We start from the raw sequence: 19,321 nt of genomic DNA on the forward strand, positions 1-19,321 counted from the left end.
GGGGTAGATGGTTTGTTGGGTGTGGTTGATGGGGTGCATGGTGGTGGGTTTCTTTCTGTGGTGGGTTGGTTGATTGGCTGGTTTGGGGTTTTGGGGTGGTTGGTGGGTTTGGTTAGGGGGTGGTGTTAAGCCGGTTGCCGGTTGCCGGTTGCCGGTTGCCGGTTTGGGTTTGGGGGTGCTGCTTTTCGGTTTGGTGCTTGGGGTTGGGTTTGTGGTTCTGGTTTGTGGTTTTGGTTGTTGTTTGTTGGTTATTGGAAGATGTTTTGTCCGGGGGTGAGGGTGTGGGTGGGGTCGTAGGTTTTTTTGTTGGTGGTGAGGGTGGTCCATTGGGGGCCGTAGTGGTGTTGCCAGTCGGTGGTGGTCATGTGGGGGATGGCGCCGACGAGGTAGCGTTTGGCGCCGAGTTGGGTGGCGCGGTTGTAGAGGTTGCGGTTGCGGGTGAGGGCGGGTTGGGGGTTGGTTCCGGGGTGGGGGAAGGTGAGGAGGTCGAAGAGGTAGGCGGTGGGTTCGTTGGGGGTGATGGTGAGGGGGTGGGTGATTTTGTTGGTGTGGAAGGGGTAGAAGAGGAGGAGGCCTTGGCCGATGTCGTCGGGGGTGAGGGTGGTGAGGGTTTCTTGGATGAATTGGTGGGTGGTGGTGGCGGGGAGGAGGAGGGAGAGCCAGGGTTTGGGTTGGTTCCAGTAGCCGAGGTTTTTGAGGTTGTCGGCGAAGGTGTTGGCGCGGAAGGTGTATTCGCGGTAGGTGGTGTCGGTGGTGGTGGTTTGTTGGGGGGTGAGTCCTTGGAGGAGGGGGGTGGGGTTGGGGGGTGTGGTGTTGTAGTAGGTGGCGGTTTCGATGGTGTAGGTGGTGGGGGTGCCGGGGGGTTGGGGGTGGATTTCGCCGACTTGGGTGTGGAAGCGGCCGTCGTTGAGGATGGTTTCCTGGTCTTTCATGTAGGTGGTGAGGTCGGTGTAGTGGAGGGTGAAGACGAGGGCGCGTTGGGGGGCGGGGATGAGTTTGAGGGTGGCGCGGGTGATGAGGCCGGCTTGGCCGGCGCCGCCGAGGGCGGCGTGGAAGAGGCGGGTGTTGTGGGTGGGGGTGGCGGTGAGGTGGTGGCCGGTGCCGGTGATGATGTCGAGGGATTCGACGGTGTCGGTTTGGAGGCCGTATTTCTGGACGGTGTTGCCGATGCCGCCGATGGAGAGGGTGCCGCCGATGGTGAGGTGGAGGTAGTCGGTGAGGCAGGGTGGGGTGAGGCCGTGGGTGAGGGTGGCTTCGGTGAGTTCGGCCCAGGTGGTGCCGGCGTCGACGGTGGCGGTGGTGGGGGTGATGGTGTGGATTTTGTTGAGGGCGCGGGCGTTGATGCTGATGCCGCCGGCGGCGCCGGCTTGGCCGTAGTTGGAGTGTGATTCGAGGTCGTTGCCGGTGCCGGCTTGGCCGTTCATGGCGACTTTGAGGCCGTTGCGGCGGGCGTAGTTGATGATTTTGACGATGTCCTGGGTGGAGCCGGGGTTGAGGACGGCGTGGGGGGTGTTGGTGGTGAGGCGGCCGAAGTCGTGGGCGTGGGTGGCGGTGGTGGCGGGGTTGGTGGTGAGGGTGCCGTCGAGGGTGGGGACGGGGGACAGGCGGCCGGTGGTGGGGGTGTTGGTGGTGGCCCAGGTGCGGGTGGTGGTGTTGTAGGCGATGACGGTGGCGGTGAGGCCGGTGAGGAGGGTGCGTCGGGTGAGGGGTGGGTGGTGGTTGTTCATGGTGGCGGGTGGTTCCTTTCGTGTGTGGGGTGGGTTCTGGCGGTGAGTCGGCTGGGGGGTCTGATTTTCGGGTGGTGTGTTGGTGGTTCCAACGCCACTGATGTGCTGGTGGGTTGGTGGCGTGGAGCGGTAACGGGCTGATGCTGTGGGGGTGTTGGGCCGGGGTGAGGTAACGCGCTTGAGGCGCGGGGGTGTTGGCCTGGGGGCTGGCAACGCGTCCGGAGTGTCCGGGTGTTGGCTGGTGTGGGCTCAACGCGCCTGGGGTGTTGGGGTGTTGACCGGTTGGTCGGCAACACGGCTGGGGCGCGCTGGTGTCGGCTGGTGTGGGCTCAACGCGTCGGGGGTGTCGTGGTGTTGGCTGGTGGTGGCTCAACGCGTCGGGGGCGTGCTGGTGTTGGCTGGTGTGGGCTCAACGCGTCGGGGGTGTCGGGGGTGGGGCCGCCGCCCGGGTGGGGGTTCGGGCGGCGGGCCGGCGGTGGCGCGGGTGCGGGCTGCCCGCGGGGGTGCGGGTGCGGGGGTGCGGGTGCGGGTGGGGGTGCGGGGGTCAGGTGGTGGTGAGGTCGGTGTGGGTGGTGGTGTGGTAGTTGGTGAGGTCGAAGGCGCGGGTCTGGCGTTGGTAGCGCCAGGTGTAGGTGGGCCAGATCGACGGGTTGTTGCCGTGGCGGTCGGTGTACCAGCTCTGGCAGCCGCCGTTGTTCCAGACGGTGTGTTCGAGGCGTTTGGCCAGGGTGTGGTTGTAGGCGCTCTGGGCGTGGGGCAGGACGTCGACGCTGCTGAAGCCGCGGGTGAGGGTCTTCAGGGCGGCGAGGATGTAGGTGATCTGGGCTTCGATCATGACGGTCTGGGAGGAGTGGCCCAGGGTGGTGTTGGGGCCCAGGATCATGAAGAGGTTGGGGAAGCCGTGGACGGTGGTGCCGCGGTGGGCGTTCATGCCGGTGCGGTTCCAGGTCTGGGCGAGGGTGTGGCCGCCGGTGCCGTGGATGCGGTGGGCGACGGGGCGGTCGGTGGCGGTGAAGCCGGTGGCCAGGATGATGGTGTCGACGTGGCGGCGGGTGCCGTCGGCGGTGGTGACGTGGTCGGGCCCGACGGAGGTGATGGTGTCGGCGATGATGTCGACGTTGGGCTGCTGGATGGCCGGGTACCAGGTGTTGGAGAACAGCAGGCGTTTGCAGCCGACGGTGTAGTCGGGGGTGAGGCGGGCGCGCAGGGCGGGGTCGGCCACGGATTTCTTGAGGTGGCCGGCGGCCATGTTCTTCATGCCGGTGGTGCGGGTGGGGCGGGACATGAAGAACGCGACGATCTCGCGGCCGTTCTTGTTGAAGGAGCGGCGCAGGCGCTGGTAGCCGGGCAGGTGGCGCAGCATCCAGGTGTGGCGGGCGGTGTTGGGCTTGTCGGGTTTGGCGGCGACCCAGGGGGGTGTGCGCTGGTAGAGGTCCAGGCGCCCCACCTGGGGCTGGATGCGGGGGACGAACTGGATGGCGGAGGCGCCGGTGCCGATGACGGCGACGTCGCGGCCGCTGAGGTCGTGGTCGTGGCGCCAGCGGGAGGAGTGGAAGAGGGTTCCGGTGAAGGTGTCCAGGCCGGGGATGGCGGGCAGGGCGGGTTCGGAGAGGTAGCCGGTGCCGGTGACCAGGATCTGGGCGGTGTAGTGGCCCTGGCTGGTGTCGATGGCCCAGTGGTGGTGGTGTTCGTCCCAGCGGGCGGCGAGGAGTTCGTGGCCGTAGCGCAGGTGGGGGGTGACGCCGTAGCGGTGGGCGCACGAGCGCAGGTAGTCGTGGACCTCGGCCTGGGTGGCGAAGGTGGACTTCCACTCGGGGTTGCGGGCGAAGGAGAAGGAGTACAGGTGGGCCTGGACGTCGCAGGCGCAGCCGGGGTAGGTGTTGTCGCGCCAGGTGCCGCCGAGGTCGTCGGCGCGTTCGAAGACGAGGAAGTCGTCCTCGCCGGCCTGGAGCAGGCGGATGGCGGTGCCCAGGCCGGAGAAGCCGGCGCCGATGACGGCGACCTTGAGGTGGCGCACGGGGGCGGGGCGCGTGCCCGCGGGGGCCGTGGCCGGCAGGACCGCCGCCGCGGTGGTGGTGTCGGCGCCGGCCCGGGCGGGGGTGCCGGCCACGGTGCCCGGGGCGGGGGCGGGGGTGTGGTCGGGGGTGGTGGCGGGGTGTTCGGTGGTGGTGGTCATGGCGTCTGCTTCCTGGCGGGGCGGGCGGGCGGGGGTCAGGCCCGGCGGGTGAGGGTGACGCGGAAGTTGTTGAAGATGTGGTCCTCGAGGGTGTAGGCGAAGATGTCGAGGTAGCGCTCGAAGCGGGCGACGGTGGCCTCGTCGGCCATGGCGACGGCCTCCTCGCGGCGGGCGGCCAGGAGCTCGAGCCAGGCGCGGCAGGCGCGGGCGAAGGACTCCGGCTCGTTGCGGATCTCGGTGACCTCGAACAGGCCGTCCAGGCCGGCGGCGAGTTCGGGCAGGCGCGGGATGTGGCAGCCCTCGAACTCCTCGCGCTGCAGGAACTTCAGGTCGTCCAGGAGCTGGCGGCGCAGCGGCGGGTTCTCCACGGTCATGGTGTGCAGGACGAACCGCGCGCCGGGCTTGAGGAGGGAGTGGACCTGCTTGAAGAACACCCGGTAGCGCTGGGTGCGCTCCTTGGGGGTGAGGGAGGAGAGCACGAAGTGCTCGAGGGCGTTGATGCAGAACGCGGCGTCGTAGGGCTCCTGGCCCTCGGGCAGGCGGTGGTCCTCCCAGCTCTCCACGCGCGCCTCGATAGCGGGGTTGTCCAGGGCGGCGACGAAGTCGGCCTGGGTGCGTGAGAGGGTCACCCCGACGGCCTTCTTGACGCCGTGGACGGTGGTGAGGCGGTTGAGCATGGTGCCCCAGCCGCAGCCGATGTCCAGGACGCGCTCGGTGCGGGCGGCCCGCGCCAGGTCCGTGAAGACGTCGAGCTTGCGTTCCTGGGCCTCGTCCAGGGTCGCGACCAGGTCCTCGCCGTCCTCCCAGTAGCCGCCGGAGTACATCATGGTGGGGCCCAGGATGAGCCGGTACAGGTCGTTGCCGACCTCGTAGTGGTGGCGGATGGCCTCGACGTCGGGGTTGATGGTGCGGGCTTCGACGGTGGTCATGGGATGGGCCCCTCGGTGGTCGTAGTGGGTGGTGGGTGGTGGCGGACGGACGGGGACACGCCCCCGCAGCCGCAGCCGCAGCCGCAGACGGCGGCGGTGGCGGTGGCGGCCGTGCGGCGGCAGTGCCCCGCCCGGCCCGGTGGCCGGCGGGTGCCGGGCGCCCGGCGCGGGCGGCGTGCCCTCTTGCTCGTAGGTGAACCCGCCCTCGGGGGAGGGCGGTTGCGCGGCGCCGGGGTGAACCGGCCCGGCGCTGGCGGCACTCGGGCCGCACCCGGACCGGCCGGCACCGGCGCCGCCGCCGTGACGCTTCGGTGCGGCGGTGCCGTGGCGCTTCGGTGCGGCGGTGCCGTGACGCTGTGGTGCGGCGGTGCCGTGACGCTTCGGTGCGGCGGTGCCGTGACGCTGTGGAACGCCCCGGCCCGGGGGTGCGCTCTTCGTCGTGCGGGCCGGCCCCGGGGAGCGCCCCGCCGTGCCCGGCGCGCTCCGGCGGGTACCGGGCCCGGTGCGGCCCGGCGTGGCCTGGTGCGGGCCGTCCCGCTGCGCCCGGTGCGGCCCGGTGCGGCCTGGTGCGGGCCGCCCCGCTGGGCCCGGGGTGGCCCGGGGTGGTGCGGCGGGGTGCGGCCTGGTGTTGTCCCGGGGTGGTGCGGGGTCGTGCGGTGCGGGCCGGGTGCGGTGCGGGTGTGCGGGTGCGGTGTGTTGTGGGTCAGGTAAGCGCGCTGGTCGCAATCGGTGCGCAAGTGCGCGGGGGCGGGGCGGGTTGCGGGGCGTTTGCGTGGGGGCGGGTTTCATGCGGTGTCGACAGGACGAGCGGCGCCCAGCCGTGCGGGTCCTGCCCTCCTCGTGCGGTGTGCGGTTGTGGGGGCGGGGACCGGTGCGGGGCGCCGTCGTCAGCCGTCGTCGGCCGTTGTCGGCCGGTGTCGGTCCTGTCCGTGCCATCGGTCGTATCCGTCGTATTCGCCGCCCCGTCGTCTCCTGGGCCTTTCCCCCGATGTGTGGCTTCTCCGGCTGTTCCCGCCCCCGGCGGGGCGGGCGGGTGCACAGGGGGGTTGCCGGGGGCGGGGGCTTGCCTGGAAGGGAATTGATCACTGATGTCCGAGATCCCCACTGTCGAGGACCTGGCCGCGCAGCTGCAGGCGGTCTCCGGTGCGGCCGCGGTCGACGCGGACGCGGCGCTGCAGCACATCGCGGACGTGGACTCGCTGGACCTGATGGAGTGGCTGTACGGGTTCCAGAACCAGTACCCGCACATCCCCGCGGACGAGTCGCTGTTCGCGGACATCGACGACACGACGACGCTGCGGGTGGTGCACGGGCGGATCCTGGCGCTCGTGGCCTCCTCCGGTTCCTGAACCGGGGGCCCGGGGTGCGTCGGGTGCGGGCCGCGCAGGCGGCAGGGGGCGCGGGCACTGCGGGTGCCCGGGTGCCCGCAGGGCCCCCGCGGCCTCGGGCCGCGCGGCCCGAGGCCACGGCCTCGGCCGGGACCGCAGCGGCCGTGGCCGCAGGTGCCGGGACCGCAGGGGCCGGTGCCGGTGCCGGGGTCGACGGTCGTGTCGATGAGCAGGTGGTTGTGTCGATGAGCAGGGGAAGGAGGGGACGCAGATGAGCGGTTTCGACGTCACCGGCTGGGGGATGTCGGTTCCCGAGCGGGTGGTGACCAGCGCGCAGCTGGCCGAGCGGTTCGGGGTGGACGAGCACTGGATCGTCTCGCGGTGCGGGATCCGTGAGCGCCGGGCGGTCGGCCCGGGGCAGACGACGGCGTCGATGGCCGCGCAGGCCGGGCGCCGGGCCCTGGAGCGGGCGGGGCTGGGCGGCAAGGACATCGCGCACCTGATCGTGGCGACCGCCACGCCCGAGCAGCCCTCGCCGGCGACGTCGGCGTTCGTCCACGACGAGCTGGGCATCGCGGGCAGCGCGCACGACGTCAACTCCGAGTGCGCCGGGTTCGTGTACGCGCTGGTGAGCGCGATCGCGCTGATGCGCATGGACCCGCGTCCGGTGCTGGTGATCGGTTCGGACACCCACACGCTGACCGCCGACCCCGCCGACCGGGACCTGTCGATCCTGGTGGGCGACGGCGCGGGCGCGGTGGTACTGGAACCGGGCCCGGTGGAACGGGTCCTGGCGTGGAACCTGGGCGCGGACGGCTCGTGCAAGAACAGCCTGAAGGTCCTGGCGGGGGGCTCGCGGATGCCCACCACCGCGCAGACCGTCGCCCAGGGCCTGCACTACGCGCAGATCAACGGCAACGAGATCTACCTCAACGCGGTGCGCTACACGGTGCGCACGATCCGCGAGACGCTGGAGCAGGCCAAGCTCCAGCCCCACGAGGTGGACCACGTGGTCCCGCACCAGGCGAACATCCGCATCATCAACTCCGTCCTCGCGCACACCGGCATCCCCGCGGAGCGCCTGGTGACGAACCTGGAGCGCTACGGCAACACCGCCTCCGGCTCGATCCCGATCGCGCTGGCGGAGGCACTGGACGCCGGGCGCGTGCGCGCGGGCGACAAGGTGCTGCTGGCCGGCTTCGGGGCCGGCATGACCTGGGGCTCGGTGCTGCTGGAGTGGGGAGGCGTGCGGTGAGCGCGCAGGCCCCGGCGTTCGGCGAGCGCCCCGCCGCCCCGGTGGCGCTGGTCACCGGCGCCTCCGGCGGGCTGGGCCGGGAACTGGCACTGGAGCTGGACGCGGCGGGCTGCCGCGTCGCGGTCCACTACAACAGCTCCCGCGCGCAGGCCGAGGAGGTGGCCGGCAAGCTCGTCAACGACCACGTGCTGGTCACCGGCGACGTCGGCGACTGGCAGGCCGTCGGCGCGCTGCACGCCCGCATCCGCGAGGAACTGGGCGAGGTGGACGTCCTGGTCAACAACGGCGCGATCCGCAAGGACTCGCTGATGGCCATGCAGGACCCCGCGCAGTGGCGCCAGGTCATCGACACCAACCTGGTCGGCGCCTTCCACACCGCCCGCGCGTGCGTGCCCGCGATGCTGCGCGCCCGCTGGGGGCGGATCGTGAACATCGTCTCCCCGTCCGCGCTGATCGCCACCCCCGGCCAGACCGCCTACTCCGCGTCCAAGGCGGGCCTGATCGGGCTGACCCGCACCCTGGCCGCCGAGTGCGGGCGGCGCGGGGTGACCGTCAACGCCCTCTCACCCGGCTTCATGATCACCGGCATGACGGACACCCTGCCCGCGCACGTCGTCGACGGCATGCGCGAACGCATCCCCGTGCCGCGCTTCGTCACACCGCGCGAAGTGGCGCGCTCCATCGGCCTGTTCCTGGACCAGGACTGCATGACCGGGCAGGTCATCAGCATCGACTCGGGCGCCTCCATCACCTGAGCGGCGCCCGCCCCCGCACCACGGCGCACCGCCCGTCCGCGGTGCGCCCCCGCCCGCCCCCGCCCCCCGCCGTCACGGCAAAAAAAAGGGGGGGCGGGGGCAGGCGCGTTGCCCCGCCCCCGCCCCGGGGGTGAGGAGGCGTGAGGGACGGCCGCGGCCGGGACCGCGCCGGATCCCGGACGCGCGGCCCGCGTGCGGGGCCGTCGCGGGCCCGTCGCGGGACGGGCCGGCCCCCGCGCGCGGCCCGGGACCGGCCGGCGGCGGCCCGCGCGCAGGGCCGGCCGCGGACGGCAACGGCCCCCCACCGCAGGCGCCCAGGCGGCACGCCCCGGGTGCGGCGGCGCCTGCGCGGCCCGGGTCTTCGCCCTCGCGCCACCGCGCCCGGGTCCCGCCTGTGACACTGGGGCGGTGGACACCGACAACGGGACATCCGGCCAGCAGCCGCCCCCACCGCCCCCACCGGCCAGCCCGCCCCCACCGCCCGCACCGGTCAGCCCGCCCCCACCGCCCAGGCCGGTCATGCCGGACCTGCCGCCCAGGCCGGTCATGCCGGATCTGGCCGCGGCACGCGCGCGCGGAGCGGCCCACGCCGTCGAAGCCCACTGGCAGATCCTGCGGCTGCGCCGGCGGTGGAACGAGCAGGCCCACCGGATCCGCTCACCCGGGCACCCCTACCCGGGCATCGTCGCGCTGCTGGAGGCCGCCGGCGCGCAGCCGCGGCTGCGGCGCCTGTATCCGTTCACCAGCCACTTCACGCTGCGCTTCAGCAGGTGCGACAGCAACGGCCCCTGGAGCGTGCAGGCCGGGTCGATCGAGCCCCTGCACAACGGGCGGTTCACGGTCCGCCGCTGCTCCCCGACGGCCGTGGTCGGCGAAGTCGCCACCGCCGAGGAGGCGGTGGCCCTGGTGGTCGCCCTGCTGCCGGCCGGCCGCGATCCCGTCGTCACCGGCTGAGCCGGAGCGCGCGGGTGACGGTGCGCGGCGGGCGCCCGCCGGCGGCGGCGCTGCGCGGCTGTGCGGCTGCGGGGCTGCGCGGTCCGGGGGGCGGGGGCGGACTCGGCGGACTCAGCCGGGGGCGTTCGCCAGGTGTTCCGCCCGGGCGGCCGCTTCGTCGGCGTCGGGGGTCTCGAGTTGCGCGGTGAACGTCCCGTCGTGCGGGGACCGGGTGTGGACGAGGTACCGGCCTTCGGGGACGAGCGCGATGGCGACGGCCAGGACGTCCGCGTCGCCGAGCCACCACGTGGGCCCGGTGCTGAACCGGAGCGTCGCATGGCTGGTGAACGGGTGGTAGCGGCTCAGCGAGGTGTTCCTCGCGGCGAGGACCAGGTCCCGCAGGATGGGCGGAACCCACGACCGGCCGGGAGTTCGGCACAGGTCGTCCTGTTCCGCTGCCGCCCGGGTCTGGAAGTCCCACGCCTGGCTCAGGGAGTCGCTCACACCCGGGATTGTGCCGGGGCCGTCCGCCGCGGGGAAGGGCGGGGCCCGCCGCGCGCCCCGTGGTGGCGGGGTGCGCGGCGGGCCCGGGGCCGGTGGCCGCGCGGGGCGCGGCGGGCGGCTCAGTTCAGGGAGGCGAGGGCGGCCTCGTAGTTCGGCTCGTCGGCGATCTCGGCGACGAGCTCGGTGTGCAGGACGGTGTCGTTCTCGTCCAGGACGACCACGGCGCGGGCGGTCAGGCCGGCCAGCGGGCCGGTGTTGATCGACACGCCGTAGGCCTCGTGGAAGTCACGGCCGCGCAGGGTGGAGAGGGTCTTGACGTTCTCCAGGCCCTCCGCGCCGCAGAACCGCGCCTGCGCGAACGGCAGGTCCGCCGAGATGCACAGCACCACGGTGTTCTCCAGCGCGCCGGCCTTGGCGTTGAAGGTGCGCACCGACGCCGCGCAGGTCGGGGTGTCGACGCTCGGGAAGATGTTGAGGACCTTGCGCCGGCCGGCGAAGTCCTTCAGCGAGGTGTCCGCGAGGCCCTCGCCGACCAGCGAGAACGCCGGGGCCTGGGTGCCCGCGGCCGGCAGCGCGCCGCCGACCTCGACCGGGTTGCCCTTCAGCGTGACCTGAGCCATCAAAAGCCTCCTACCAGCGGTATACGTACGGGTGACAACGCCGCTGATCCTACTGCCCGCCCGCGCGCGCCGACGCCGGGTGACCGAGGAACGGACACCCGCCCCGGACCGTGGGCCCGGCCCGGCCCGGACCGCCCTCCGGGCCGGGCCGCTCCGCTTTGCGGTGCGGGGGGCGGCGTCGGGTGGCCGGCGGGGCAGGGCCCCGGCCGGGACGGGCCCCGCGCCGGGAGCCCGGGGCGGTCGTCGGAACCCGACCGGCCCGCCGCCTGCCGTCCGCCGCGTGCCGTCCGCCGTCCGTTCCGTGCCGGGGCCGGCACGGGGATGTCGTCAACCCGCCGGTGCGGGGCGGTGGTTGGGCCGGCCGGCGCCCTGGGGGTCCGGGGGTGGTTCGGGTGAAGAGGGGCAGGCGGATGGCCGGTGTCGGGCGGGAGGCGGTGGAGGCGGGCGGGCCGGGGGGCTTCGACCTGGTGCGGCGCGGTGACGAACGCCGTGCGGTGGACGCCTACTTCGCGTCGCCCGCGCACGCGCGTCCGGCCGACGCGCGTTTCGCCCTCGCCCGGTTCGGCTACGACCGGGGCCAGGTCGACCGTGCCGCCACCGCCACCGCCGCCACCGCCACCGCCACCGCCACCGCCACCGCCACCGCCGCCACCGCCACCGCCACCGCCACCGCCACCGCCGTCACCACCGCCGTCACCAGGGCCGGTGCGCCCGCGCCCGCGGACGGGCCGGGGGCGGGCGGGTGCCTCGTGGCGCCGCGGTTTCGGGTCGTGGGGCGCGGCTGCGGCCCCGCGCAGGTCGAGGCGGTGGTGGCCGGCGCGTACCCGGGCCGGCCGGGGGCGCCGGTGGTGGTGCTGTTCGCGACCGCCTGGCGCGGCTACGACCCGGCGGCGGTGGACGCGCACCTGGCGCCTGCCGCGCACCGGCGCACCGGCGTGGCGGCGTGGCGGTGTTCGCGGTGGTGGCCGCGGCTACCGCCGTGCCCGGGTCGACGCCTGCCTGCGCGCCACCGGCGCGAAGGCGGGCCCGGGCGGCGGCGGGCGGTCACCGCCCGGGCCGCGCCCTGCGCGGGCGCCTGCCGGGGAGCGCGGGGGAGGGGCGACGGCGGGGCCTGCGCGGGTGCCTGCCGGGAAGCCGCGGGGGAGGCGGTCCGGCCCCCGGGACGGCCTGTGTGTAGGGCGGTCTACGCTGGCGCGGTGACTGAGGACCGGGAGCGGGTGCGGCCGTCGGGGGTGTGGGCCACGGCGGTGGGGGTGGCCAGGGTGCGGGCGCTGGAGAGCGAGCGCGAGGACGCGCTGTTCCACGACCCGCTGGCCCGGGCGTTCGCCGTCGCCGGCGGACGCTGGCCCGCACCGCCGCCGCCGTCCGGGGACGGGCCCGGGGACGGGCCCGGGGACGGGGGTGGGGAGGGGGAGGCCGCGCGCCGGCGCCGGCTGGCCGTGGCGTTCTCCATCGTGGTCAGGACGAGGTTCCTGGACGACCTGCTGCGCGAGGCCGGCGCCGCCGGGATCCGCCAGGTGGTGCTGCTCGGGGCGGGGATGGACAGCCGGGCCTTCCGGATGGACTGGCCCGAGGGCACCCGCCTGTTCGAGGTCGACACCGCCGAGCCGCTGGACTTCAAGGCCGCGGTGCTGCGCGAGCAGGGGGCCCGGGCGCGCTGCTCGCGCAGCACGGTCGCGGTGGACCTGCGCGAGGACTGGCCCGGCGCGCTGGCCGCCGCCGGGCACGACCCGGGCGAGCCGACGGTGTGGATCGCCGAGGGGCTGCTGATCTACCTGCCCCGGGAGGCGGTGGACCTGCTGCTGGAGCGCGTCGGCGCCTGTTCGGCGCCGGGCAGCCGGATGGGGCTGACCCTGGGCGCGCGCGGGGTGATCGAGCGTTTCGCCGCGGACGCCGCACCGGGGTCGGCGGCCTCGATGTGGGTCTCGGAGATGCCCGAGGACCCGGTGGCCTGGCTGGCCGGGCACGGCTGGCAGGCCCGCTGCCACACCCTGCGCGAACGCGCCGCCGCCTACGGACGCCCGGTCAGCACCCCGCCGCAGCACGGGGAGGGCCCCGGCGGGCTGGTGTGGGCCCGGCGCCTGTGAGGCGCGTGCCGCCGGCGGCACGCACCACACCGCACCGCGCCGCACCGCGCCGCGTCGCCGGTCGACGGCCGCCGGTCGGGGGTCGTCGGCCGGGTGGCCGCCGGAGCGGGCGTGGCGCTCACGCCGCTGCCGTGTCCGGGCCGGCCAGGAACGGGTGCAGCAGCGCGAGCAGGGCGCGGGGGCGGTGCAGCGGGATGATGTGGCCGCAGTCCTCGATGACGTGTCCGGTGAGGTGGTCGGCGACCGGGCGCAGCTGGCGTTCCAGCGCGGGGCCGACGGGCCGGGCGCCCACGGCCAGCGTCGGTACGGTCAGGCGGGCGGTGGCGAGCGCCTGGTGGATCTGCAGGGCGCTCTCGGGCAGGGCCCGGTAGTAGGAGAACGCGCTGCGCAGCGCCGGGCGGCCGGTGTAGGCGCGGACGAAGGCGTCCCGCAGGGCGGGGCGCACCCCGTCGCCGAGTGTGCCGGTGTCCAGGAACCAGTCGACGTAGGCGGCTTCGCGTCCCTCCAGCAGGGTCTCGGCCAGGGCGGGTGCGGCGCGGTGGAAGCCGAACCACCACGGGGGCCCGTCGGCGAGGAAGTCCTCGGCGCCGGGCAGCCGGCCCAGCAGGGACTCCATGACGGCCAGGCGCCGCACCAGGGCGGGGCGGCGCAGGGCGAGGAGGAAGGCCGGAGCGGTGCCCGCGTCGATGCCCACCACCGCGGCCGAGGGGATGTGGAGCGCGGTCAGGAGCGCCTCGGCGTCGCGGGCCAGGGTGTGCGCGTCGTACCCGTGGTCGGGGCGGCCGCTGGCGCCGAACCCGCGCAGGTCCGGGGCGATGACGCGGTAGCGGCCGGACAGGCCCGCCATCACGTCCGTCCACACCTGCCAGGTGTGCGGGAAGCCGTGCAGCAGCAGGACGGCCGGCCCCGATCCGCTGAGGGCGACGTTCAGTTCGACGCCGTTGGCCAGGACGCGGCGCAGTTCGGGCATGGCGGTACTCCGGGGATCGGGCGGGGTGGTGGTGACCAGGCCACGCTAGGCAACTACGCTGGTCCGCCCAAGACGGCACTTTCCCTTCAGGTGGTGAGCCCCAGGTGACCACGTCGCCTCCCGGCGCAGGCGAGCGGCGCCCCGGCGGGCCCGGTGGACCCGCAGCGCCCGCAGCGCCCGCCGGGCCGGGTGGGCCGGGTGGGCCGGGTGGGCGCGGTGACCTGATGGACCCGCGCTGCCCGACCCGCGGGCTGCTGGAGCGCATCGGCACCCGGTGGACGTCGATGACGGTCAAGGTGCTGGCCGAACAGGCCCCCGGCGAGCTGCGCTTCGCCGAACTGCGGCGCCGTGTCCCGGGGATCTCGCAGAAGATGCTGTCCGTCACCCTGCACGCCCTGGTGCGCGACGGCCTGGCCTCGCGCCGGGTGGAGCCCACCGTGCCGCCCGCCGTCCACTACCGGCTCACCGCCCTGGGACTGTCCCTGGAGGAGCCGCTGGCCGCCCTGCGGGCCTGGGCCGAGACGCACATGCCGCAGATCGACCGCAACAACCGCCTCGCCGACCGGCACACCCCCGACGGGCCCCCCGCCTGACCAGCCGCCCGCCCGCCGTGGTGTGCCGCACGCACGGACGGCCCGTGCACAAGTCACCGCGGACGGCGCACCGTTCGCTGGACGCCGCCACCCGCCGGCAGCGGTGACCCGTCCGCTGCCGCCCGCCGGGACCCGCCGGTACCCGCCGCTACCCGCCGGCCCCACCGTCCCCGCCCGGGAGGGCCGTTCACGCCCCCGGCCCGGGCCCCCGGCGGCCCGCCGGGAAAACCGGTGACATACCGTCAGACTCCTGTGATGTACTGCCCGCCGGGATCGTTCGCGCACAAGTCGCCCTGAGGAGTGGACCGTTCGATGAGTGCCGTATGCCCGGGCTGCGCCGCCGCCGAGCACGCCCTGCCCGTGCCCGAGGCCCTGGCGCAGCGCGGCGCCGGCGCGCCGGACCCGGCGCAGGCCGCCCACCTGGCCCCGCCGCCCGCGCCGCAGCCGCAGCCCCTGCCCGCCAGTGCGGCCGCCGCCGTCCTGGTGGTGCTCGCGGCCCTGTGGCTGCTGCTGGGGGTGCTCACCCTGCTGCGCCCGCATCCGGACCTGGAGCGCTACGACGGCGCCTACCGGGCGGGCTACCTGCTGGGCGGCCTGGTCGGGCCCGCGGTGCTCACGGTCGCGGCACTGGCGGTGCGCGCGTTCTCGCGCCGGCGCGCCGGGCGGCGCGAGGACGAGCGCCTGCGCGTCCTGCACGGGCACTGGCGGCACCTGACGGCGCGCTGGGGCAGCGGCTGGTGGTGCCGGCGCTGCCGCACGGCGTTCTTCCCCGCCGGGGCCCTGCACCCGCAGGCCCCGCCCTCGCCCGCGATCGCCGCGCCGCACTACCCGGCCTGGGTCCTGGCCGCCCCCGCGCCCGCCCCCGGTTCGAGTGCCTCCGGTTCGGGGGCCCCCGTCGCGCCCGCCTCCGGCCCGGCGCCGGGCACAGCGGGGGGCGGGGCCGCCGGGGGCGGGGCCGCGTCTTGACACCCGCAGGTCGTATCCAGAATATTGGATGCGTCCTGCCGTCGGGGTGGTCCCGCGGGCCGGGCGGGAAGGGGTGTGTGCGGTGGATCCGCTGGCCGTGCACAAGGCGCTCGCCAATCCGGCGCGCGCGGACTTCCTGCGCTGGCTCAAGACGCCCGAGCGGTACTGGGACGAGGGCTACTACCGCGAGCGCGGGGTCGGCTTCCACGTCGGGGTGTGCGTGAGCGACATCCGGGAGCGTTCGGGGCTGGCCCAGTCGGTGGTCTCCGGCTACCTGCAGATCCTGCGCGACGCGGGGCTGCTGGTGTCGGAGCGGGTCGGCAAGTGGACGTTCTACCGGCGGGACGAGGAGACCATCGCGGCCTTCGCCGCGTACGTGCGCGACGAGCTCTGACGCCGCGCCCGGATCCCGTGCCCCGCCCGGATGCCGTGCCCTGCCCGGATCCTGTGCCCTGCTCGGATCCTGTGCCCGGCCCGGAGTGGGGGCGCCCCTGCGGGGGTGGCCCTTTTCTCCGGCCATGATTCATCTAACTATCTAGATTTGTCGTTGCGGCTTGGCGGGGTCGGGCCGCGGCGGCGCGAGGGAGGCTGTCGATGGGACGCGGAGCGGGTGCGGGCCGGGGTGCGGGCCGGGGTGCGGCGGTGGGGGTCCTGGCCCTGGGGGTGTTCGGGATCATCACCACCGAGATGGGGGTGGTCGGGGTGCTGCCGCGGCTGGCGCAGCGTCTGCAGGTGGCGCCGGCCACGGCGGGCTGGCTGGTCGGGGCGTTCGCCCTGACGGTGGCGCTCGGCGGTCCGGGGCTGACGCTGCTGGCCGCCCGGCTGCCGCGCCGGGCGGTCCTGGCGGGGGCGGCGGCGCTGTTCGCGCTCTCCAACGCGGTCTGCGCGCTGAGCGACTCCTTCCCGGTGGTGCTCGCCTTCCGGATCGTGCCGGCGCTGGCGCACCCGGTGTTCTTCTCCCTGGCGCTGACCGCCGCGGGGCGCCTGGCCGCGCCGGGGCGGGCCGGGCGGGCGGTGACCACGGTCTTCGCCGGGGTCAGCGCCGGCTTCGCGTTCGGCGTCCCGCTGACGTCCTTCCTCGCCGACCACTTCGGCCTGCCCGCCGCGTTCTGGACCGGGGCCGGGGTCAACCTGCTCGCCGCCGCCGGGATCCTGCTGCTGTTCCCGCGCCTGCCCGAGGGCGAACGGCCCACCTGGGCCGGGCAGCTGGGCATCCTGCGCAGCACCCGGCTGTGGCTGTCGGTGGCGGCGGTGGCCCTGGTGTTCGCCGCGATGTTCAGCGGCTACGGCTTCTTCGCCGAGTACCTGGAACGCGTCACCGGGGTGTCCCCGTCCCTGACCGGGCCCGCGCTGATGGCCTTCGGGGTGGTGATGACCGGCGCCGGCGTCGGCTTCGGGCGCCTGCTGGAACGCGGCCTGACCCGCACCGTCACCGCCTACCCGCTGCTGTACATCGGCCTGTACGCGCTGCTGTACGCCGTCGGCACCCACCCGGCGCCGATGGCCGCCGCCGTCCTGCTGTGGGGCGCGGTCCACTCCGGGGGCCTGGCCGTGGCCCAGGGCTGGCTGGCCCGCGACGCCGCCGGCGCACCGGAGTTCGGCAACAGCCTGTTCATCTCCTTCTCCAACCTCGGCATCACCCTGGGCACCGCGCTGGCCGGCGCCACCGTCACCGCCGCCGGCCCGCGCCAGCTGCCCCTGACCGGCGCCGCCCTGGCCGCCCTCGCCCTCGCCGCGGTCCTGGCCCGCCGCCGCCTGGGCCCGGCCCCCGCCCCGGTGGCGGCCCCCGCCTCGGCGCCGGTGGCGGCCCCGGCCCCGGTCGCGCCCTGACGGCCCGGCTCCTTCCGGGTCGGACGCGGTTGGTGGGTTCCGCCCCGTTGGATCCCGTCCAACGGGGCGGAGCGCCGCGAGGGGTGGGGTGCGGGTTGTGGCGAGTGGTCCGCCGGGGAGCCGGGCGTGGAGGCGGGCGTCCAGGCGGGCGGAGCCGACGGCGGCGCCGGCCGGCTGACGCTGCGGCCCGGCCCTGGCCGGGTGCGCCGGCCAGTGCGGTCGGGAACGCGGCCGGCGGGCGGTTCGCCTGCGAGTGCGGTGCGTCCCGGTGCGGGTCGGCTCCCGTGCCGGGGCGGCCCCCAAGTCGCCGTCGGCCAGGACCGGTTCGAGCGCGTCCCGCACCCGCATCGCCGGACGGCCCTTCGGGAGCACCGCAGCACACCATCCGCGCGCTCTCCTCCGGAAGCCGGGCCGGGTCCGGCCGCCCGGCGGCGGTCGGGCCGGTCGGTCGGTCCACGAGCACCGCCCGGTCGTCGTGGAGGTGATCGACCCCGTAGTCGCGCAGAGCGTCGCGCACGGCGTCGGCGTGCCACCCGGCGCGGCCGATCAGGTGCCGCACGGCGTCGGGAGCGGCCTCGCCGGCCCGACCGGCGAGGGGTCCGGCCGTTCTTCCGCGGCGGGTCCGCGAGCGGTCCCGGGAACAGGTGCCGTATTCGGCGCCGGGGTCCGACCCGGGCGAACCGGACCGCGATGCGGTCCATGAGGCCCTCGAACGCTTCCTGCCGGCGGGCGGCGTCTACGCTGTGACCTGCGGCGCCGCGTGATCGTTTGCCTTCACCCGCCGATGACCAAGGTGGCCGCAGGGCGGAACGGCTCGTCGAAGGGGACGCAGTGCTGGGGTTGCTCGGCTTCTACGGCGAACTGGACGACCGCTTTGGCCGGCCGAGCGGATCGATCCGGGACGCCGTGCGGCCCGTCGGCGAGCCGGACGAGGCGGACCTGGTGGCCTACCTGGACGTCGGCCACATCCTGATCGACGTCATGGAAGCCGGACACGACGTCATCACCGGCAGCACCCACCGGCACTCACCGGGGTGCTCGTCCCTGGCGAGCGACGGCTCCTGGTTGTGGCGCAAGGACTTCCCGCACTACCTGGAGACCCACCACGTCTCGCTGCCCGGGCCGTTCCTCGACCACGTCCGCAGCCTGGACTACCGGATGCCCACGATCATCGTGGCGGATTTCGCTCCGCACTACGACGAGACCATGCCCCTGGTCGGTTGGGCCTCGGCCGTCCCATGGCGCTCGACGGCGGCCACGCTCGTACCTGAACCGCGAGCCGTGACCAGCAGAGCCCGGTTCGAAGCGGAGGTGCTCGCCCAGGAGCGGAACCGGCCGCACGGCAGTCGGGGCGGGCGGCGCAAGCCGCGGAGAGCGTAGCCGCCGGCAGGGCTCAAGAGCGGTCCACGGCCGGGGTGCTGACCCCCCGCACGACGTCGGCCTGCGCCACCACCCCGACGGGGTCGTGCGGGCCGACGCCGCGCAGGCCCCCGGATCCACCGACGGCGTCCCGGGGGCGGGGGCCCCGTGGGGTCATCAGACCTCGCCGAAATCGCCGGCCCGGACGCCGGCCACGAACGTCCGCCAGGCATCGGCCGGAAAGACCAGGGCCGGACCCTGGGGGTCCTTGGAGTCGCGCACGGGCACGGCTGCGCGCACTCCGCCGGCGACCTCGACGCAGTTTCCTCCCTGGGTGCTGTAACTGCTCTTGTGCCAAGCGGCATTGCGCAGATCATCCATGCTCGAAGCCTCTCCGTATTGCTCGAACGAACTCGATGGTGGCACCCGCCGACATCGCCTCGGCCTGGAGGTGATCGTACTCACCGGTCCACTCTGCCAGCGTCTGAGGATCGCGTTCGAGGTAGCCGCGCCGCTGCGTCTCGCCGTATCCCAGGGTGGCGCCGGTTCGCGTGGTCAGCAACGTGATCGGGAACCCGAACGGTCGATGTTGCCCGGCTGCGATCGGGCATACCTGGATCAGGCACCTGGGCCGCAGGGCAAGCGCTTCGAGGTGTCTGAGCTGCTCCACCATGACGTCACGTCCTCCGATCGGCCGTCGCAGCGCCGCCTCGTCTATGACCGCCTGAAGGTGTGGGGCCGGCTGTCGATCCAGGAGCCGCTGTCGCCGCAACACCTGCTCGGTCCGTTCATCCGCCTGTTGCTGAGTCGCGATCCCCCGCAGGACCGGGGCTTCCTGGAACGCCCGGCTGTACGCAGGGGTCTGGAGCAGGCTCGGAACGATGTTGATCTCGAACAACCTCAGAGCAACCGCTGACGCCTCGTTCCGCAGGTACTCCGCGAAACCCTCGAACAGGGTGCGTTGGCCGGGCAGCCCTCTCTCCCGGCGGAACATGTCGCCCGAATCAAACACTCTGTCAAGTGCCGTCAGAATACGTCTACTTGGATTCCTTCGACCGTGTTCGATCGCAGAGATGTAGGACGACGTGCAGCCGACCAGCTCGGCCGCCTGCTCCTGACTCCACCCCCGTTGTTCGCGCGACGTGCGAAGCAGCACCCCCAGCTCGGCGGCCGGCGAGGCCCCGGGGTCAAGTTCCTTCTTGTTCACAGTGCTTCGACCTACCAAACAAACGGTGGGAGACAAGTTGAACAGTCATGCAGCCTAGAGGACAGTGGCGACCCCGGGTAGC

At 74.3% G+C, this 19,321-nt stretch carries 18 protein-coding genes; 10 read left to right on the forward strand and 8 right to left on the reverse strand.

What is annotated here, in order from left to right; genetic code table 11:
• Positions 1–248: 248 nt before the first annotated feature.
• The 3 genes from AB0O91_RS36905 to AB0O91_RS36915 form a co-directional block, all read right to left on the reverse strand.
• Entirely contained in the window at positions 249–1,727 is a 1,479-nt protein-coding gene (locus AB0O91_RS36905) for an FAD-binding protein (protein WP_363442689.1), read from the reverse strand.
• Positions 1,728–2,271: 544 nt separating this feature from the next.
• Positions 2,272–3,903 (reverse strand): NAD(P)/FAD-dependent oxidoreductase, encoded by a 1,632-nt coding sequence (locus AB0O91_RS36910; protein WP_363442692.1) that lies wholly within the window; start codon positions 3,901–3,903, stop codon positions 2,272–2,274.
• Positions 3,904–3,938: 35 nt separating this feature from the next.
• Positions 3,939–4,832, reverse strand: a complete 894-nt coding sequence (locus AB0O91_RS36915; protein WP_363442695.1) for a class I SAM-dependent methyltransferase — start codon at positions 4,830–4,832, stop codon at positions 3,939–3,941.
• Positions 4,833–5,920: 1,088 nt separating this feature from the next.
• Here AB0O91_RS36915 and AB0O91_RS36920 point away from each other — a divergent pair.
• The 4 genes from AB0O91_RS36920 (at position 5,921) to AB0O91_RS36935 (ending at position 9,124) form a co-directional block, all read left to right on the forward strand.
• Positions 5,921–6,181, forward strand: a complete 261-nt coding sequence (locus AB0O91_RS36920) for a hypothetical protein (RefSeq protein ID WP_363442698.1) — start codon at positions 5,921–5,923, stop codon at positions 6,179–6,181.
• Positions 6,182–6,431: 250 nt separating this feature from the next.
• Positions 6,432–7,415 (forward strand): ketoacyl-ACP synthase III, encoded by a 984-nt coding sequence (locus AB0O91_RS36925; RefSeq protein ID WP_363442701.1) that lies wholly within the window; start codon positions 6,432–6,434, stop codon positions 7,413–7,415.
• A complete protein-coding gene (locus tag AB0O91_RS36930; protein ID WP_363442704.1) occupies positions 7,412–8,170 on the forward strand; it encodes an SDR family NAD(P)-dependent oxidoreductase in 759 nt (252 codons plus the stop codon). Before AB0O91_RS36925 ends, AB0O91_RS36930 begins: the two co-directional genes overlap by 4 nt.
• A gap of 546 nt (positions 8,171–8,716) precedes the next feature.
• Positions 8,717–9,124, forward strand: a complete 408-nt coding sequence (locus AB0O91_RS36935) for a DUF6193 family natural product biosynthesis protein (RefSeq protein WP_363442707.1) — start codon at positions 8,717–8,719, stop codon at positions 9,122–9,124.
• Between the two features lie 111 nt (positions 9,125–9,235).
• Here the strand turns inward: AB0O91_RS36935 and AB0O91_RS36940 are convergent, their stop codons facing one another.
• Together AB0O91_RS36940 and tpx are read right to left on the reverse strand one after the other, a co-directional pair.
• Entirely contained in the window at positions 9,236–9,607 is a 372-nt protein-coding gene (locus AB0O91_RS36940; protein WP_363442710.1) for a hypothetical protein, read from the reverse strand.
• A gap of 119 nt (positions 9,608–9,726) precedes the next feature.
• Positions 9,727–10,227: a thiol peroxidase gene (gene tpx, locus AB0O91_RS36945; protein WP_363442713.1), complete on the reverse strand. Its 501-nt coding sequence runs from the start codon at positions 10,225–10,227 to the stop codon at positions 9,727–9,729.
• A gap of 1,232 nt (positions 10,228–11,459) precedes the next feature.
• On the opposite strand from tpx, the gene AB0O91_RS36950 reads away from it, so the two are divergent.
• The gene (locus tag AB0O91_RS36950; protein WP_363442815.1) at positions 11,460–12,314 is read left to right on the forward strand and encodes an SAM-dependent methyltransferase; all 855 of its coding nucleotides are present in this window, start codon (positions 11,460–11,462) and stop codon (positions 12,312–12,314) included.
• A gap of 118 nt (positions 12,315–12,432) precedes the next feature.
• Here AB0O91_RS36950 and AB0O91_RS36955 read toward each other — a convergent pair whose 3' ends face one another.
• Positions 12,433–13,284, reverse strand: coding sequence for an alpha/beta hydrolase (locus tag AB0O91_RS36955; RefSeq protein WP_363442716.1), 852 nt, complete (start codon positions 13,282–13,284; stop codon positions 12,433–12,435).
• Positions 13,285–13,508: 224 nt separating this feature from the next.
• On the opposite strand from AB0O91_RS36955, the gene AB0O91_RS36960 reads away from it, so the two are divergent.
• From AB0O91_RS36960 to AB0O91_RS36980, 5 genes are all read left to right on the forward strand, one after another.
• The gene (locus AB0O91_RS36960; protein ID WP_363442718.1) at positions 13,509–13,877 is read left to right on the forward strand and encodes a helix-turn-helix domain-containing protein; all 369 of its coding nucleotides are present in this window, start codon (positions 13,509–13,511) and stop codon (positions 13,875–13,877) included.
• Positions 13,878–14,189: 312 nt separating this feature from the next.
• Positions 14,190–14,843 (forward strand): hypothetical protein, encoded by a 654-nt coding sequence (locus AB0O91_RS36965; RefSeq protein WP_363442721.1) that lies wholly within the window; start codon positions 14,190–14,192, stop codon positions 14,841–14,843.
• Between the two features lie 82 nt (positions 14,844–14,925).
• Positions 14,926–15,237: a helix-turn-helix transcriptional regulator gene (locus tag AB0O91_RS36970; protein ID WP_350518172.1), complete on the forward strand. Its 312-nt coding sequence runs from the start codon at positions 14,926–14,928 to the stop codon at positions 15,235–15,237.
• Positions 15,238–15,437: 200 nt separating this feature from the next.
• Positions 15,438–16,673 carry an MFS transporter gene (locus AB0O91_RS36975; RefSeq protein ID WP_363442724.1) on the forward strand — a complete coding sequence of 412 codons (1,236 nt, stop codon included), beginning with the start codon at positions 15,438–15,440 and terminating at the stop codon, positions 16,671–16,673.
• A gap of 831 nt (positions 16,674–17,504) precedes the next feature.
• The gene (locus AB0O91_RS36980) at positions 17,505–18,053 is read left to right on the forward strand and encodes a hypothetical protein (RefSeq protein ID WP_363442727.1); all 549 of its coding nucleotides are present in this window, start codon (positions 17,505–17,507) and stop codon (positions 18,051–18,053) included.
• Positions 18,054–18,209: 156 nt separating this feature from the next.
• On the opposite strand, the gene AB0O91_RS36985 is transcribed toward AB0O91_RS36980, so the two are convergent.
• Both AB0O91_RS36985 and AB0O91_RS36990 read right to left on the reverse strand, forming a co-directional pair.
• Complete coding sequence (locus tag AB0O91_RS36985; protein ID WP_363442730.1) at positions 18,210–18,413, reverse strand: DUF397 domain-containing protein; 204 nt, start codon at positions 18,411–18,413, stop codon at positions 18,210–18,212.
• Positions 18,406–19,239 (reverse strand): helix-turn-helix transcriptional regulator, encoded by an 834-nt coding sequence (locus AB0O91_RS36990; protein ID WP_363442733.1) that lies wholly within the window; start codon positions 19,237–19,239, stop codon positions 18,406–18,408. The genes AB0O91_RS36985 and AB0O91_RS36990 overlap by 8 nt, the downstream gene beginning before the upstream one ends.
• Between the last annotated feature and the right edge of the window lie 82 nt (positions 19,240–19,321).

Origin of the sequence: Kitasatospora sp. NPDC089797 (assembly GCF_040684795.1) — a bacterium.
Lineage (GTDB): Bacteria > Actinomycetota > Actinomycetes > Streptomycetales > Streptomycetaceae > Kitasatospora.